14 protein-coding genes are annotated in these 14,374 nt (G+C 71.5%); 4 read left to right on the top strand and 10 right to left on the bottom strand.

Translation table 11 applies throughout. The annotated features are described in order from the left end of the window. The 7 genes from ACWFR4_RS14915 to ACWFR4_RS14885 form a co-directional block, all read right to left on the bottom strand. Complete coding sequence (locus ACWFR4_RS14915; RefSeq protein ID WP_453652750.1) at positions 1–1,299, bottom strand: ABC transporter substrate-binding protein; 1,299 nt, start codon at positions 1,297–1,299, stop codon at positions 1–3. An 80-nt stretch (positions 1,300–1,379) separates the two neighbouring features. After that, on the bottom strand, positions 1,380–3,479 hold the full coding sequence (locus tag ACWFR4_RS14910) for a glycoside hydrolase family 27 protein (RefSeq protein ID WP_453652748.1): 2,100 nt from the start codon (positions 3,477–3,479) through the stop codon (positions 1,380–1,382). A gap of 279 nt (positions 3,480–3,758) precedes the next feature. Next, the gene (locus tag ACWFR4_RS14905; RefSeq protein WP_453652746.1) at positions 3,759–4,616 is read right to left on the bottom strand and encodes an SMP-30/gluconolactonase/LRE family protein; all 858 of its coding nucleotides are present in this window, start codon (positions 4,614–4,616) and stop codon (positions 3,759–3,761) included. Between the two features lie 11 nt (positions 4,617–4,627). After that, entirely contained in the window at positions 4,628–5,773 is a 1,146-nt protein-coding gene (gene dgoD, locus ACWFR4_RS14900; protein WP_453652744.1) for a galactonate dehydratase, read from the bottom strand. A 58-nt stretch (positions 5,774–5,831) separates the two neighbouring features. Continuing rightward, on the bottom strand, positions 5,832–6,590 hold the full coding sequence (locus tag ACWFR4_RS14895) for an SDR family NAD(P)-dependent oxidoreductase (RefSeq protein WP_453652742.1): 759 nt from the start codon (positions 6,588–6,590) through the stop codon (positions 5,832–5,834). Further along, positions 6,587–8,008: a sugar porter family MFS transporter gene (locus tag ACWFR4_RS14890; protein ID WP_453652740.1), complete on the bottom strand. Its 1,422-nt coding sequence runs from the start codon at positions 8,006–8,008 to the stop codon at positions 6,587–6,589. Before ACWFR4_RS14890 ends, ACWFR4_RS14895 begins: the two co-directional genes overlap by 4 nt. Before the next feature lie 88 nt (positions 8,009–8,096). After that, complete coding sequence (locus ACWFR4_RS14885; protein ID WP_453652738.1) at positions 8,097–9,011, bottom strand: aldose 1-epimerase family protein; 915 nt, start codon at positions 9,009–9,011, stop codon at positions 8,097–8,099. 205 nt (positions 9,012–9,216) lie between these two features. Here ACWFR4_RS14885 and ACWFR4_RS14880 point away from each other — a divergent pair, with 205 nt between their 5' ends. Continuing rightward, positions 9,217–9,945 (top strand): FadR/GntR family transcriptional regulator, encoded by a 729-nt coding sequence (locus ACWFR4_RS14880; protein WP_453652736.1) that lies wholly within the window; start codon positions 9,217–9,219, stop codon positions 9,943–9,945. 83 nt (positions 9,946–10,028) lie between these two features. On the opposite strand, the gene ACWFR4_RS14875 is transcribed toward ACWFR4_RS14880, so the two are convergent. Together ACWFR4_RS14875 and ACWFR4_RS14870 are read right to left on the bottom strand one after the other, a co-directional pair. Further along, positions 10,029–10,313, bottom strand: a complete 285-nt coding sequence (locus ACWFR4_RS14875; RefSeq protein WP_453652734.1) for a helix-turn-helix domain-containing protein — start codon at positions 10,311–10,313, stop codon at positions 10,029–10,031. 288 nt (positions 10,314–10,601) lie between these two features. Then, complete coding sequence (locus ACWFR4_RS14870; RefSeq protein WP_453652732.1) at positions 10,602–11,375, bottom strand: MFS transporter; 774 nt, start codon at positions 11,373–11,375, stop codon at positions 10,602–10,604. Positions 11,376–11,598: 223 nt separating this feature from the next. On the opposite strand from ACWFR4_RS14870, the gene ACWFR4_RS14865 reads away from it, so the two are divergent. Genes ACWFR4_RS14865 through ACWFR4_RS14855 form a run of 3 tightly spaced genes read left to right on the top strand, consistent with a single transcriptional unit; the run spans position 11,599 to position 13,884 of the window. Next, a complete protein-coding gene (locus ACWFR4_RS14865; protein ID WP_453652730.1) occupies positions 11,599–12,516 on the top strand; it encodes a sugar kinase in 918 nt (305 codons plus the stop codon). Positions 12,517–12,520: 4 nt separating this feature from the next. Further along, positions 12,521–13,267, top strand: a complete 747-nt coding sequence (locus ACWFR4_RS14860) for an IclR family transcriptional regulator (RefSeq protein WP_453652728.1) — start codon at positions 12,521–12,523, stop codon at positions 13,265–13,267. After that, positions 13,255–13,884, top strand: a complete 630-nt coding sequence (locus ACWFR4_RS14855) for a bifunctional 4-hydroxy-2-oxoglutarate aldolase/2-dehydro-3-deoxy-phosphogluconate aldolase (RefSeq protein ID WP_453652726.1) — start codon at positions 13,255–13,257, stop codon at positions 13,882–13,884. The genes ACWFR4_RS14860 and ACWFR4_RS14855 overlap by 13 nt, the downstream gene beginning before the upstream one ends. 185 nt (positions 13,885–14,069) lie before the next feature. Here ACWFR4_RS14855 and ACWFR4_RS14850 read toward each other — a convergent pair whose 3' ends face one another. Further along, on the bottom strand, positions 14,070–14,354 hold the full coding sequence (locus ACWFR4_RS14850; protein WP_453458242.1) for an SbtR family transcriptional regulator: 285 nt from the start codon (positions 14,352–14,354) through the stop codon (positions 14,070–14,072). Positions 14,355–14,374: the final 20 nt, after the last annotated feature.

Here is a 14,374-nt window from a genome sequence, read left to right as displayed (position 1 = left end):
TCACTTCCCCCAGATCTTCTCGGCGTCCCGCTGCCACGTGGTCAGGGTCGACGCGATGCGGTCCGGCTCGGACAGATAGCGGATGAGGGCGGTGTCGGCGGTGGGGGAGAGTTCGTCGCTGGAGTCACGGTTGAAGAACTGGGTGACCTCGGCGGCCGACTCGACGAGTTCGCGGCCCTTCTTCACGAGGGCGGTCCCGCTGTCCTTGGCGTCGGGATGCGTCGGCAGCGCGGTGCCGGAGGAGCCCTTGAGGTAGGTCTCCTGCGCCTCGGCGGTGGCGAGGTAGCGCAGGAACTCCTTGGTCTGGTGGTCGCGCGGGGTGCGGGCGCTCGCGAAGTAGCCGTCGGTGGGCGCCTCTTCGGCCATCGGCACCTTCGGGTCGATCTCCGGGAACCGGAAGAAGTCGATGTCGTCGAGTTGGTCCTTGGGTACCGAGTCTGCGAAGAACGTGCCGATGAGCATCATTCCCGTGCGTCCCTGGAGCAGTTCGGTGGTGGCGTCCTGGAAGGCGAGGGCGGTGCCGCGCTTGTCGATGAAGGGGCGTGCCTCGTCCCAGCGGTCGAAGACGCGCCGCACCTCCGTGTCGTCGAACCGGTGCCGGCCGGCGAGCAGGTCGCGGTGGTACTGGGCGCCGTTGATGCGGATGTTGAGGTAGTCGAACCAGGAGGACGCGACCCATGCGGTGCCGCTGCCCGCGCCCAGCCCGATGGGGGTGACCTTCTTGCGCTGCAGGGTCTCGCACAGCCCGAGGAAGTCGTCCCAGGTGCGCGGCTCGTCCACGCCCCACTTCCTGAAGTTGGACTTCCGGTAGAAGAAGCCCCACCAGTAGTAGCTCGTGGGCACGAACACCTTGTGGCCCGCGCGCGACGTGCACAAGCTCTTGAGCGCCTTGCTGTAGCGGGACAGGTCCGGGCTCTGCCACACGTCGTCGAGGTTGAGCAGGAGGTCGCGGCGCGCGTACGCGTCGGCCACCGAACCCGGGTACCAGGTGTACAGATCGGGCGGGTTGGCCGACGTCAGGTAGGTGGGCAGTTGAGTGCGGAAGGTCTCCGAGGCGACGGTGTTCAGCGAGGCCGAGGCGCCGCCGCGCTGATTGAAGGAGTCGACGACCTTCTGCAGCGCGGACTTCGCCTGCGGTGCCGAGAGGTTGGACTGCAGGGTGACGTCGCCGCCGGAGGAGACGTTGGAGCGCACGGACGTGACGCAGCCGCTCAGGGCGGCGCCGGCGCCGAGGGCTCCGACGCCGGTGAGCAGGCGCCGTCTGCTGGGACGCGAACTACCGGTGGACAAGGGGGACATGGTGACTCCTGGAAGGCCCGGGACCGGACCGTGCGGTGGCGGTCCCGGGCGGTGTGCGGGTGGGCGAGAAGGCCTGTAGGTCAGTCGGATGCGGGCAGCGGGGCCTGCCACAGCTGCCCGTCGACACCCCGGAACGTGGCGGTCAGCGGCGTGCCGGTGAGGGAGGGCGTGCCCGCGAGGGCCCCGCTGGCGAACTCGGTGCGCTTGGACCAGCCGCTCCACGCGTCGTCGCCCCGGCCCGCGGCGAGCGAGCGCTGCCACACGGTGTAGTCGCCGGCGCGGGCCACCAGTCGCACGGTGTCGCCGTCGAGGGCGAGGGCGGGCGAGGCGCTGGTGGCGCCGCCGAGCGATGCCCATGGCGACCAGGTGCCGTCGGTGGCGCGGACCCGGGTCCACACGGAGCTGTCGGTGGCGCGCACCGCGACATGCACGCGCCCGTCGGTATCGGTCACGGCCGCCGGGTCGTCGTACAGGCCGAGACCGTCGGGGCTGCCGAGGCGCTGCCAGTCACCCGCGGCCGAGCGGACGAGGAGGCCGCCGTCCTCGCCGCGCACGGCGAGGGTGTCGGGGGCCGTGCCGGTTCCGGCCGTCGCGGGAGCGGAGGAGACGGCCGGGCCCGTGACACGCCGCCAGTCGCCGGCGGCCCGGCCGTCGGTGAGCTGCCTGCGGTACAGGTGGCCGTCGGTGGCGCGCACGTACACCTCGGTACCTCCCTTGCCGTCGGCGCGAGCCACTGGCTTGCCCGTGACACGACCTTCGCCGGGACGGCCCAGCGAGGTCTTGTTCTCAACCACCGTTCCGGAGGCGGTGGTTGAGAACACGTCGTCGCCGACGACGGCCGGATCGGCGGGCGAGCGCACACCCAGACGTGTGCCCGGCGCGGTGTCCTTGCCGTCCAGCTTCAGGAAGGCCGTGCCATGGGCGGGGACCTCGACCGTGTACGAGCCGTCGTGGACGCCGCGGTCGGTGCGAGCCCGCAGATCGCGCACCCGCACAGGACCGGTCAGACCCGCGTCGGCGAAGTCGACGGTGAGGCGCGCCGCATGGTCGGACCGGTTGAGCAGGGCGACGGCGCGGTGGCCCGCCCCCTGGAGGACCTTGCTGTAGACGTCGCCGGTCGCGTCGCTCGCCACGCGCACGCCCTGAACGGCGAGCGGGTCCTGGTCGACGCCGATGATCTCCGGGTTGCGCAGTGTGTCGATCATGTCCTGCGGCAGGGTGCGCGGATCGGAGCCGATGACCAGCGGCGAACCCATCAGCGCCCACATGACGAGTTGTGTCGTGGACTCCTCGGTGGTGAGCTCGGGTGTGCCGTCCTCCAGCTGACGCAGCGGGATCAGGTAGTCCGGGTCGTTGTAGTGGCCGGGGCCCTGCGCTTCCGGGTGCGCCATGTTGGCGTCCATGTTGCGCAGGATGTTGGGCCACTGGTTCTCGTGCGGTGTGCCCCAGGCGACGTCGGTGCCGGTGCGCCAGGAGTCCGCCAGCTGCGGCCCGAAACGGTACGAGTTGTGCGCGTCCTGCGCCGGGGTGTGCGGCACGCCCCAGTCGTCGGTCAGCGGGTTGCACAGGTTGAGCAGCATGGGCCGGCCGGTCTTGCGGACGGCCGCGCTGAACTCCTTGAACGCCGGTTCGGGATCGGCCTTCTCGGCGATGCCGCACAGGAAGTCGACCTTGATCGCGTCGACCTTCCAGCCGGCGAACTGCCGGGCGTCCTCGGTGTAGTGACCGCGGCTGCCGAGCCCGCAGCTCTTGCCGCCGTCGTAGGTCCCGGCATCCGTGTAGATCCCGGCCTTGAGGCCGCGGCGGTGCAAGTAGTCCACGAGGGACGGGATGCCGGAAGGGAAGCGCTCGGGGTTCGCGGCGAGGTGGCCCTCGGTGTCGCGCGGGGTGTCGGCCTGCCAGCCGCCGTCCAGCCACACGATGTCGTAGCCGCTCTTCTTCAGGCCGCTGCTCACGAGGAAGTCGGCGACGCTCTTGACGTCCTTCTCGGTGGGTGCGCCGAGGCCGAAGTAGGTGTTCCAGCCCATGTACGGAGTCGGGGCGAGAGGCGTGGGGGTGGGCTCGTGGGATGCCGGAGCGCGGTCGGCTGCGGTGGCCGGGACCGCCGGCGACAGCACGGCCGCGACGAGGAAGGCGGCGAGGGCGGCCGTCCGGGTCGTCGCTGCGCGGGGTGAAGTCACAGAGCTCTCCTGAGGTGATGACCGACGTGGGTGGCGTCGTCCGCCGGTGTGGATGCCGGACGGGAAGCGCTCGGACGACTGTTGCCGCAGGGGCCGACCCTGTCAATAACAATTCCTAATTAACTAAAAATCGAGAGGCGGATGTGACCAGCGAGATCGTCCGTGCGGTCCCAGCGCCCGTGGTGCGGTCCCACCGTCTCCGGGCATGCCGACGAGCCGGCCGGACTCGCCGCCCGCGCAGGGGCGTTCCGGTCGGCTCGTCGGCCGTGTGTTGTCGTCCTAGCCGACCAGCCCGGAGCCGGGCCGGAACGCGCAGGCGGGCGTGCCCGGGACGGCGACCCGCAAGCGCAGCAGTGCGCCGTCCAGCGGGCCGGGTTCATCGAGGCCGATGTGCGCGCTCGTCACGAACAGGGTCCGACCGTCCGCGCCGCCCAGGCACAGACCGGCCGGCTGCCGTACGGGCACGGGGACGACCTCGTCCAGCTGCCCGTCGGCGCGGTAGTGGTGGAGCACGCCCGCTCCCCAGACGGCGCTCCACAGCCCGCCGTCCCGGTCCACCGCCATGCCGTCCGGGCTGCCGGACTCCACGGTCGCGAAGACCTCGCCCTCGTCGACGTCGCCCGTCTCCGGGTCCACGCGGTGGCGCAGGATGCGCCCAAGGGGGCTGTCCGCGAGGTACATGGTCCGGCCGTCCGAGGTGAACGCCGGCCCGTTGGGCACGCTCAGCCCGTCGAGGACCTGGGTGACGGTCCCGTCACGTTCCACGCGGAGCAGCCCGCCCCGGCCGGGAGCCGCGTCGTACGCCATGAAGCCGGCCCAGAAGCGCCCCGACGGGTCGGCCACCGCGTCGTTCATCCGGAACGGCCGCGCCGGGTCCTGCTCCGGGTGCAGCAGCCAGCGAGGCGGCTCGCCCGCCCGCAGCAGGCAGATGCCGGTGTCGGCCGCGGCGATCCACGTGCGCGGCGCTCCGGCCACGGGCGCGACCGCACCCAGCGGGAACGGCAGACGCAGTTCTTCCCGCAAGGTGGCGCCGGTGAGGTCGGCGGACAGCAGCCGGCCGGTGAGGATGTCCGTGAGGACGAGACCGCGCTCCGTCCAGCGCACGCCCTCGCCGAGTTCCAGTCGTTCCGTGCCCACAGGGCTTGGGGTCACCATTCCGCGAAGCTCCCGTCGTCGTGCCGCCACACCGGATTGCGCCACCGGTGCGCGGAGCTGTCGGCCTTGCGTACGGCGGCCTCGTCCACCCGCACCCCGAGGCCCGGCAGCGTCGTGCGGTGCGCGTGTCCGTCGGTGAAGCGGAACGGTTCCGGATCGAGGACGTACGAGAGCAGGTCGGCCGAGCGGTTGTAGTGGATGCCCCGGCTCTGTTCCTGGATGAGGAAGTTGGGCGTGGCGAAAGCGACTTGGAGGCTGGAGGCGAGGGCGATCGGGCCCAGCGGGCAGTGCGGCGCGAGGAGCACCCCGAACGTGTCGGCCAGCGAAGCGATGCGGTGCACCTCCGAGATGCCGCCCGCGTGCGACAGATCGGGCTGCGCCACGGCGATGCCCGCCTGCAGCGCGGGCAGGAACTCCCCTCTGCTGTACAGACGCTCACCGGTCGCGACGGGCACGCTCGTGCCCTCCACCAGGCGCGGCAGCAGATGCCCGTGCTCGGGCAGCAGGGGTTCCTCGGCGAACAGGGGGCGCAGCGGCGCGATCTCGTCGAGCACCTGGCGTGCCCCGGCAGGGGTGAACCGCCCGTGGAAGTCGACGGCCACGTCGCGTTCGGGGCCGAGCACCTCGCGCGCGGTGGCGACGCGCTGAACGATGGCGTCGACCTCCGCGGGGCCCGGCATCGGGGAGACCCGGCCCGCGGCGTTCATCTTGACCGCGGTGAAGCCGTGCTCGATCTGGGCGGTGACCTCCTCGGCCACCTGGGCCGGTTCGTCGCCGCCCACCCACGCGTACACCCTGACCGAGTCGCGCACGGGCCCGCCGAGCAGCGCGTGCACGGGCGCGCCGTAGGCCTGGCCCGCGATGTCCCACAGCGCCTGGTCGATCCCGGCCACCGCGCTGGAGAGCACCGGACCGCCCCGGTAGAAGCCGCCCTTGGTGAGGACCTGCCAGTGGTCCTGGATGCGCAACGGGTCCTGGCCGACGAGGTATTCGGCGAGGGTGTCGACGGCGGTACGCACCACTTCGGCCCGGCCCTCGACGACGGGCTCGCCCCACCCGACGATGCCGTCATCCGTCTCGATGCGACAGAACAGCCAGCGCGGGGGTAGCTGGAACGTCTCGATGCGAGCGATCTTCACAGGGCGTGGGTACCTTTCGGCGAGTTGAGATCAGGGGGCTCGGAGAGCGCGGAGCGTGTCAGGAGGAGGCCTTGACGACGCTCCAGCCGCCGTCGACGAGCAGGCTGGTGCCGGTAACGAAGCCGGCCTCGGCGGAGGCGAGGAAGGCGATGGCCGCCGCGACCTCCTCCGGCGTGCCGAAGCGCCCGGCCGCCGTCTCGGCGACGCTGCGCGCCCGGTCCTCCTCGCCGATGCCGTCCCAGGCGCCGGTCAGGATCGGTCCGGGCAGTACGGCGTTCACGCGGATCGACGGGCCGTACTCCACGGCCAGTTGACTGCACAGGGAGAGCACGGCGCCCTTGGTCGCGGCGTACGCCGACCGGCCCGGGAGCCCAATGTGCGCGTGCACGGACGAGGTGTAGACGACCGAGCCGCCGTGCTCCGACATGTCGGGCTGCACGGCCTTGAAGCCGAGGAACCCACCGGTGAGGTTGACGGCGACCTGCCGCTCCCAGGAGGCCTGGGTCATCTCGCCGGCCGGGGCCAGCTCCACGGTGTACGCGTTGGAGACGAGCACCCGCACCGGGCCGTAGGCGTGGGCTGCGTCCAGCACGCGCTCCCAGTCCGCCGCGTCTGCCACATCGGCCCGTACGAACGAGGCGCGGGCGCCCTGTTCGCGCAGCTCGGCGGCGGTCCGTTCGCCGCGCTCGGCGTCGATGTCGCTCAGCACGACGGCCGCGCCCTCGGCGGCGAGCCGGGCCGCCGTGGCCGCGCCGATGCCGACGGCGGCCCCGGTCACCACGGCGACCTGATCGGTGAAGCGTTGCATGCCGGTCATCCCATCTCCTCGAGAGTCCTGCCCCGGGTCTCGCGCACGCATTTCGCGGCGAAGGGCAGGGAGAGCAGCGCGAAGGCTGCGTAGATCAGATACGTCCCGCCCAGACTCCAGTCGGAGAGGCTGGGGAACGACGCGGTGATCGCCCAGTTGGCCACCCAGACGACGGACGAGGACACACCGAGCGCGGCGGCGCGGATCGAGGCCGGGAACATCTCGCCGAGCATGACCCACAGCACGACACCCCATGACGAGGCGAAGCACAGTACGAAGACGTGGGCCGCGACCAGCGCCACGAGCCCTTGGGTGTGGGGGAGCCGGCCGTGGACGAGGTCAGCGGAGAACGCCCACGCCTCACAGCCGAGCGCGAGCGTCATACCGGCCGAGCCGGCCAGGATCAGAGGCTTGCGCCCCACGCGGTCCACCAGCAGCATCGCGACGACTGTGCCGACGATGTTGATGAGCGACGTGGTGAACGAGTACAAGAACGAGCTGCTCGGGTCGATGCCGACCGACTGCCACAGCGTCGCCGAGTAGTAGAACGCCACGTTGATGCCGACGAGTTGCTGGAACAGCGCCATGCCGATGCCGACCCAGACGATGCCGCGCAGCCCCGCCGCCTTGCCACGCAGATCGCGGAAGCTCGAGCGGCGGTCGCGGCTCATGTGCTCACGGATCTCGGTGATACGGGCGTCGAGCGCGGGTCCCTCGCCCTCGAGGCGGGCGAGCACCCGGCGTGCCTCGTCCGTGGCGCCGCGGGCGATGAGGTGCCGGGGAGACTCGGGAATGGTGAAGGAGAGGATCCCGTAGACGAGCGCGGGCACCACCATCACACCGAGCATCCACTGCCAGGCTTCAAGGCCGGCCAGGCGGCCACGCTGGTCGTCGTCGGCGAGCGTCAGGATCAGCCAGTTGACGAGCTGGGACACGGCGATGCCCAAGACGATGGCCGCCTGCTGGAACGCGGCGAGGCGTCCCCGGTACGCGGGCGGGGCGACCTCCGCTATGTAGGCGGGGCCGATCACGGAGGCCATGCCGATGCCGAAGCCGCCGATCACCCGCCACAGCGACAGGTCCCACAGGCCGAACGGCACGGCGGAGCCGATGGAGCTGACGGTGAACAACGCAGCCGCGATGCGCATGCAGCGGATGCGCCCGATGCGGTCGGCGAGGCGCCCGGCTACCGCCGCCCCGGCGGCCGAGCCGATCAGGGCGATGGCGATGACCTGGGCGAGCGCCGCGGGCCCGACGTCGTAGCGGTCACGGACGGCCTCGACGGCGCCGTTGATCACCGAACTGTCGTAGCCGAAGAGGAAGCCGCCCATCGCGGCCGCGGCGGCGACGAAGACGACGTGGGTGAGGTGGGGCGGGCGTCCGGTGGCGGAGGCCGAGGCGGGGGGAAGTGTTCGAAGGTGCGTCATGTTCTTTCCCGGATGGTTCGTCCTGGAGAGGGCTTTCCGGATGGGCGGCCCGCTTCGGAGGGCGGGCCGGGACGTGTGGTGGGGGTGGTCAGGGCACGCGGATGCCCCATGCGGCGGACCGCTGTTCGCCGGGGGCGAGGACGATCACGTCATGGCCGCTGTTGAACGCGTCAGGCGGGCAGGTCATCGGTTCCACGGCGAGACCGGTCCGCCCGAAGTGGTCGGCGGTGTAGAGCTGGAGCCAGCCGAAGGACACGTCGGCCCAGAGGTCGACGGCGCCGCCTTCGGGGGCGCGGAGGCGGGCCCACGCCAGGCCGTCGCTGTCGCGGTGCAGCCCGGTGTAGGCGTGATTGAGCACGGTTCCGGTCAACTGCCTTGGGCTGCGCAGGTCGTGAGGGGTTCCTTCGACCGGGCGCGGGTTCCCGTCGGGCAGCATGCGGGTATCGGGGTGCAGACAGTGATCGGCGGCCAGCTGCACGGAGCACCGGTCGACGGAGCCGCCGAAGGTCAGGTACGGGTGGGCGCCGAGACCGAAGGGGGCGGGCCGCGACGACCGGTTGACCACGGTGACGCGCGCGGTGAGCCCGCTCCCCGCGTCCAGGTGGTACTCGGCGAGCAGCCGCAGTGCGAAGGGATAGCCGGGCCGGGCCGCCAGGTCGAGGGCGAGACGGACCCCGTGGGCGTCGTCATGCGGCTGCGGAGTCCAGGTCCGCCACGCGACGAGGCCGTGCAGCGCGGACGGGGGCTCCCGTTCGTCCAGGGGTAGTTGGTGCTCGGCGCCGTCGAATGTGTAGCGTCCCTGCGCCAGTCGGTTGGGCCAGGGCGCGAGGATCTGTCCGTGGGCGGCGGGCGCCGGTTCGTCGGCGTCGAAGCCGAGGATCAACGGCCGCCCGTCATAGGCCAGTTCGCGCAGTGTCGCGCCGACGCCCGTAACGGTCGCGGTGTACGGTCCGGCAGTGAGCGGGAGCTGGGTGCCGGACAGCGGCAGCGGGGTGTGGGGCAACGGTCGTTCCTCGGGGCGGTACGGAAGGGCTACGACCAGGACTGCACCACTCGGCGCCGGTCCCCGTCAAGGATTATTCATAATTAATTCTCCAGGTGGGGTCGAGTGGGATTCCATGGTTGAGCTTCCAAAAATTATGAATTAACGTGTCGATCGCGGGTGGTGCGACCGGCAGTCGGCCCGTCGCACCAGAGGGGAGCGGAGCATGGTGTCCTACGCCGGGCGCGGAGTGCACGGAGGCGTCGTCGAATCGCTCGGCTCCCGGGTGGTCGGGGGAGCGGTGGCCGCCGGCGCCACCCTCGATCCGCGCACCCTGGTCGACGAGATGGGCGTCAGCCTCACCGTCATCCGAGAGGCGCTCAAGGTCCTCGCCGGCAAGGGCCTGGTCGCCTCCCGCCAGAAGCGCGGCACCTTCGTCCGGCCGCGGGCCGAGTGGAACGTCCTCGACGCGGATGTGATCCGCTGGCGCATCGAGGGCGGCGAGGCGGACGCGGTCCTGCGCGACCTCGCCGAGATGCGCTCCATCGTGGAACCCGCCGCTGTGCGCCGGGCCGCCGAGCGCCGCACCGAACACCAACTGGCAGACCTCGAAGCGGCACTCGACCGCATGGCGCGGGCCGGCGACGACGCGGCCGAGGCGGTGGCCGCCGACTCCGACTTCCACCACGCGCTCCTCGTGGCCTCCGGCAACGAGATGCTGGCCATGCTGCACGACCTGATGGCCCCCGCACTGCGGGCGCGCGACAGCATCGTGCACGGTCAGCACGGCTGCGCCGACGACCCGGCGCCCAGCCACCGAGCGGTCCTGGACGCGATCCGGGACGGCGACGCCGCCCGCTCGGGAGCAGCCATGGCGGACCTGCTGGCGAAGGCGGACCGCGACCTCGACCTGGCCGTGCGCGGCCAGGCTCGCGCGGCGTCCGGCCGGGGCTGATGCGGCGCCCGCGCGGCGGCCTCAACTCGGTTTTCCGTGGGGCGGTACGCGCCTCTTGGCACGGGAGAGATCGGGCCCGCAATCTACTCACGGCACTCGCCGCCGTCGCCGCGGTCATCGTGGTGATTGCCGCGACGCAATAGCGGCCGCACTTCGCCCAGCCAAGACCGCTCCACGGTCCGCTTGGCGCGGGTGATCAGGGTCTGGGACAGCTCGGCGGCCTTCGGATACGGAAGACCCGCCACGTGGGCGTCCTTCCGGGCACGCACCGCGTCGTTGAACACGACCCGCGCGCACCCGAACGCCCGCCCCAACGCGAGGCGTTGACCCGGTTCCGGGTACAACCGGAACGCGTACCGGAGCTGCATGGGCGCCACCCTAGGTGCGCCCTCCCGGGCACCACCCCAGAAGATCGGAACTGATCACGCTCGTCCTCCCGTTTGATGCTCGCGCTCAAGTCGGCCTATCGCGCCCGCCGATGATCATTGGACGCCGGGGACGAGCCATGATGCTCCGCACTGGTAGTCCAGAGGGCCACGCGTCCCTGCTCCGCAGGGAGGGACGCTACGACGCTCCGTGTCGGGATCGCCAGATTCGCTTCACCAGCGGGCTGAAGCCCGATGCACTGCGAATCAATCCCGGTAGCCCTGGATCGGCTACGAGGCGATGGCGGTGGCGCAGCCGGAGCCGATGAGCAGGGCAATTGCCTTGGGGCGGCTCTTGATCGCGGCGAGGACGGGGAGTTTCTCGCGCTTGCCGCTGTCGCGAGTGGCCTCGAACTGCTCGGTCTCGGGCGCCGCGTTGCGGATGACGAGAGCGATGATCACGACCAGGGCGCTCGCCAGGAACGGGATGCGCCAGCCCCAGCCGAGGAATTCGTCCTCGGGCAGCGTGGAGACGGCGGCGACCGCGCCGGAGGCGATGACGAAGCCGATGAACTCGCCGGCGCCGGGCAGTGATCCGTAGAAGCCGCGCTTCTCGGCCTTCGCAGCCTCCGTCGACATGACGTACGCGCCGCCGAGTTCGGCGCCGACGCCGAAGCCCTGCATCATCCGGCAGAGCACGAGCAGCACAGGGGCCCAGATGCCGATCTGGTGGTACGTGGGGAGGAAGCCGATGGCGAGGGTGCCGGCGCCCATCAGGACCACGGTGAGGATCAGCGCCGGGCGGCGGCCTATGCGGTCGCCGAGGTGGGCGAGGATCAGGCCGCCGATGGGGCGGACGGCGAAGCCCAGGCCGAAGGTCGCGAAGGAGGCGAGCGTCGCCGCGAACGGGGAGACGCTCGGGAAGAAAACCGTGTTGAAGACGATCGCGGCCGAGGCACCGAACAGGAAGAAGTCGTACCACTCGAGGATCGAGCCGACGACGCCGACGCCGACGACGCCGGCGGCGGCGGCGGCGGTGCGGCGCTGCCGGGTGCGGGCGCTCATCGCCGCCTGCGGTCCGGTCTCCTGATGGGTGTTCTGGTGGGTGGATGCGCTCGGCGTCGCGCCTATCTCACTCCCTTTCGCTTCACGCTGGTGGGGGACTCTGTGCGGCTCACACCCTCTGTTGCAACATATGCACGCCTGTTGCGCAAGGGCTGATAACGTTCTTCATCACCACTGCGGGATGTCAATGGCATGTCACTCATGCCAACGGAGGGACGGCGCGATGAGCACCACGGCCGCTACGGCTGTCTGCCTCGGCGAGACGATGGCGCAGGTCACGCCTGCCGACGGCGCAGGCCTCGAGCACAGTGGGGAGTTGCGGCTGGCCGTCGCGGGCGCCGAGTCGACCGTCGCCCAGTACCTCGCCGACCTCGGCCACGGCGCCGCCTGGGTGAGCCGGGTCGGCGACGACCCGTTCGGGCGGCGGATCGTCGCGGCGGTCGCGTCACGCGGCGTGGACGTCACCGGCGTACGGCGCGACACCTCGGCCCCGACCGGCGTCTACTTCAAGGACCCGATGCCCCACGGCACGCGCGTGCACTACTACCGGGCCGGCTCGGCGGCTTCCCGGATGAGCGCGGCCGACGCTGACGGCATCGACCTGACCGGCGTACGGCTGCTGCACCTGACCGGGATCACACCCGCCCTGTCCGACACGTGCGCGGGGCTCGTGGCCGCGCTTCTGGAGCGGGCGGCCGGCACCGAAACCCTGGTCTCGTTCGACATCAACCACCGCCCCGCGCTGTGGAGTTCGCGCGGCGAGGCGGCCGAGGCGCTGCTCGCCCTGGCACGCCGCGCCGACATCGTGCTCGTCGGCCGCGACGAGGGCGAGACCCTGTGGGGCACCGCCACCGCACAGGACATCCGCGACCACATCGCGCCGCGCGGCACGCTCGTCGTCAAGGACGGCGCCGTGGGAGCCACTGAATTCGCCGACGGGACACAGGAGTTCGTGGCCGCGCCCGCCGTTGACGTGGTGGAGGCAGTCGGTGCGGGTGACGCCTTCGCCGCCGGATACCTGAGCGGGCTGCTCGACGGGGCGGCGCCGCGTGAGCGCCTCGCCCTCGGTCACCGTCTGGCCGGGCGCACGCTGCGCAGCATCGAGGACTACGTCCCCATCTCACCAAAGGACAGGAGCTGAGGTCATGTCACAGACCGTACGGCGGGCCATCGACATCCTGGAGTGCATCGCCCGCAGGCCGCGCACGCAGACCGAGGTCGGCCAGCACCTGGGTGTGCACCGGTCGACCGCGCTGCGCCTGCTGGAGGCGCTGGCCGAGGGCGGACTCGCCCGCCGCCTGCCCGACGGGCGGTACGCGGTCGGCCACCGGCTCGCCGGGCTCGCCCAACTCGCCCTGGAACAGTTCGGCTTGAAGGACGTCGCGAGCGAGCACCTGCGCGGGCTCGGCGAGCGCAGCGGGCACACCGTGCACCTCGCCGCGCTGGAGGGCGAGCAGATCGTGTACGTCGACAAGGTCGACCCGGTGGACGGAGTGCGGCTGTACTCGCAGATCGGCCGACCCGTCACGCTGCACACCGCGGGCGTCGCCAAGGCGATCCTCGCCCACGTACCCCGCGATCGGGCTGACGCGCTTCTCGCCGGCTGCGACTTCGCGCCGCACACCGGTACGACGATCACGGACGCAGCCGCCTATCGCGCTGCCCTCGACGAGACCCGGGCGCGCGGCTGGGCCGTCGACGACGGCGAGTACGAGGACTACGTGAACTGCCTCGCCGTCCCCGTGCGCGACAGCGGCGGCGATGTGGTCGCCGCCGTGTCCGTCACCGCCCTGAAGGCGAAGGCCGACCTGGCCGCCCTCGAGGCCGACGTACTGCCCGACCTGATGACCACCGCCGAGACGATTTCCAAGGAGCTGGGATGGCGCCCCTGACCCCCGTAGACCCCGAGACGCCGACGTTCGACGAGCTGTTCGCCAAGTCGCCCGTGATGGCGATCCTGCGCGGCATGCCGGCGGACAAGTCCGTGGAACTCGCCGTACGAGCCTGGGACCTGGGCATCGAGTGCGTCGAGGTACCGGTGCAGACCGAGGAGGCCGCGCGGGTGCTCGCCGCCGTGGTGGCCGCGAGCCGCGAGCGCGGCAAGGCGGTCGGCGCGGGCACGGTCACCACGACCGAGCGCCTCGACCGGGCGGTGTCGGCGGGTGCCGCGTTCACGGTGGCACCCGGGCTCGCCGCCGAGGTGGCGCGGGCCAGCCTCGACGCGAGCCTGCCGCACCTGCCCGGCGTCGCCACCGCCTCCGACGTCCAGGCGGCGCGGGCGCTCGGCCTGACCTGGCTGAAGGCGTTCCCGGCGAGCGTGCTCGGTCAGGGCTGGTTCAAGGCCATGCGGGGCCCGTTCCCGGAGGTGCCGTTCGTGGCGACGGGCGGCATCGACGCGTCCAACGCTGCCGCTTACCTGGCAGCCGGGGCCAGGGTCGTCGCCGTGGGCTCAGCCCTGGAGGACCCGGAACAACTCCCGCTGCTGGCCGATCTGTTGGCGTCCCGCTAGGCGCGGGCGACCTGCTTTTGAGAGGCGCGCGGAACTGCGCGACCAGCCACGACGAAAACCGCAGAAAAAAACCGGGACGAACGGAGACCCAGACCTACTCCGCCTTTGGGCGGGGGGTCTTCTCGCGGAAAGCCGCGCTCAGCACTTCGCCTGTCGGGCGGGAGTCTTCTCGTCGATAGCCGTGCTCAGCGCTTGGGTCGCACGCCCGTGCAGGCGATGTCGATCATACGGTCGCGGGCCCCCGGATCCGCGGGGTCCCGGTCGCGGGTTACGCAGCCGATCATCAGGGCCCGCATATCGGCGACGGCCAGATCGGCCCGGACGGACCCCGCGCGCTTGGCGCCGGCCAGCAGAGCCGCCTCGGCGGCGGCCAGGTTGCGGGACTCGTCGGCGATGGTGCTCGGGATATCGAGTCCAGCTCCGGTCATCGCCCCAGTCAGTCCCCGGTTCCGGCCGAACCGATCGACCAGGTAACGCGCCGATGTTCAGT

Source organism: Streptomyces sp. NPDC055140 (genome assembly GCF_053607285.1).
Note: the sequence above shows the minus strand (reverse complement) of the source record. Positions and strands in the feature narration are given on the sequence as shown.

What these genes read in the sequence shown, in the direction of transcription:
- ACWFR4_RS14870 (WP_453652732.1), bottom strand. Translation starts at nt 11,375, where the DNA reads ATGAGCGCCCGCACCCGGCAGCGCCGCACCGCCGCCGCCGCCGCCGGC.
- ACWFR4_RS14855 (WP_453652726.1), top strand. Translation starts at nt 13,255, where the DNA reads ATGGCGCCCCTGACCCCCGTAGACCCCGAGACGCCGACGTTCGACGAG.
- ACWFR4_RS14860 (WP_453652728.1), top strand. Translation starts at nt 12,521, where the DNA reads ATGTCACAGACCGTACGGCGGGCCATCGACATCCTGGAGTGCATCGCC.
- ACWFR4_RS14880 (WP_453652736.1), top strand. Translation starts at nt 9,217, where the DNA reads ATGGTGTCCTACGCCGGGCGCGGAGTGCACGGAGGCGTCGTCGAATCG.
- ACWFR4_RS14875 (WP_453652734.1), bottom strand. Translation starts at nt 10,313, where the DNA reads ATGCAGCTCCGGTACGCGTTCCGGTTGTACCCGGAACCGGGTCAACGC.
- ACWFR4_RS14895 (WP_453652742.1), bottom strand. Translation starts at nt 6,590, where the DNA reads ATGACCGGCATGCAACGCTTCACCGATCAGGTCGCCGTGGTGACCGGG.
- ACWFR4_RS14865 (WP_453652730.1), top strand. Translation starts at nt 11,599, where the DNA reads ATGAGCACCACGGCCGCTACGGCTGTCTGCCTCGGCGAGACGATGGCG.
- ACWFR4_RS14915 (WP_453652750.1), bottom strand. Translation starts at nt 1,299, where the DNA reads ATGTCCCCCTTGTCCACCGGTAGTTCGCGTCCCAGCAGACGGCGCCTG.
- ACWFR4_RS14890 (WP_453652740.1), bottom strand. Translation starts at nt 8,008, where the DNA reads ATGACGCACCTTCGAACACTTCCCCCCGCCTCGGCCTCCGCCACCGGA.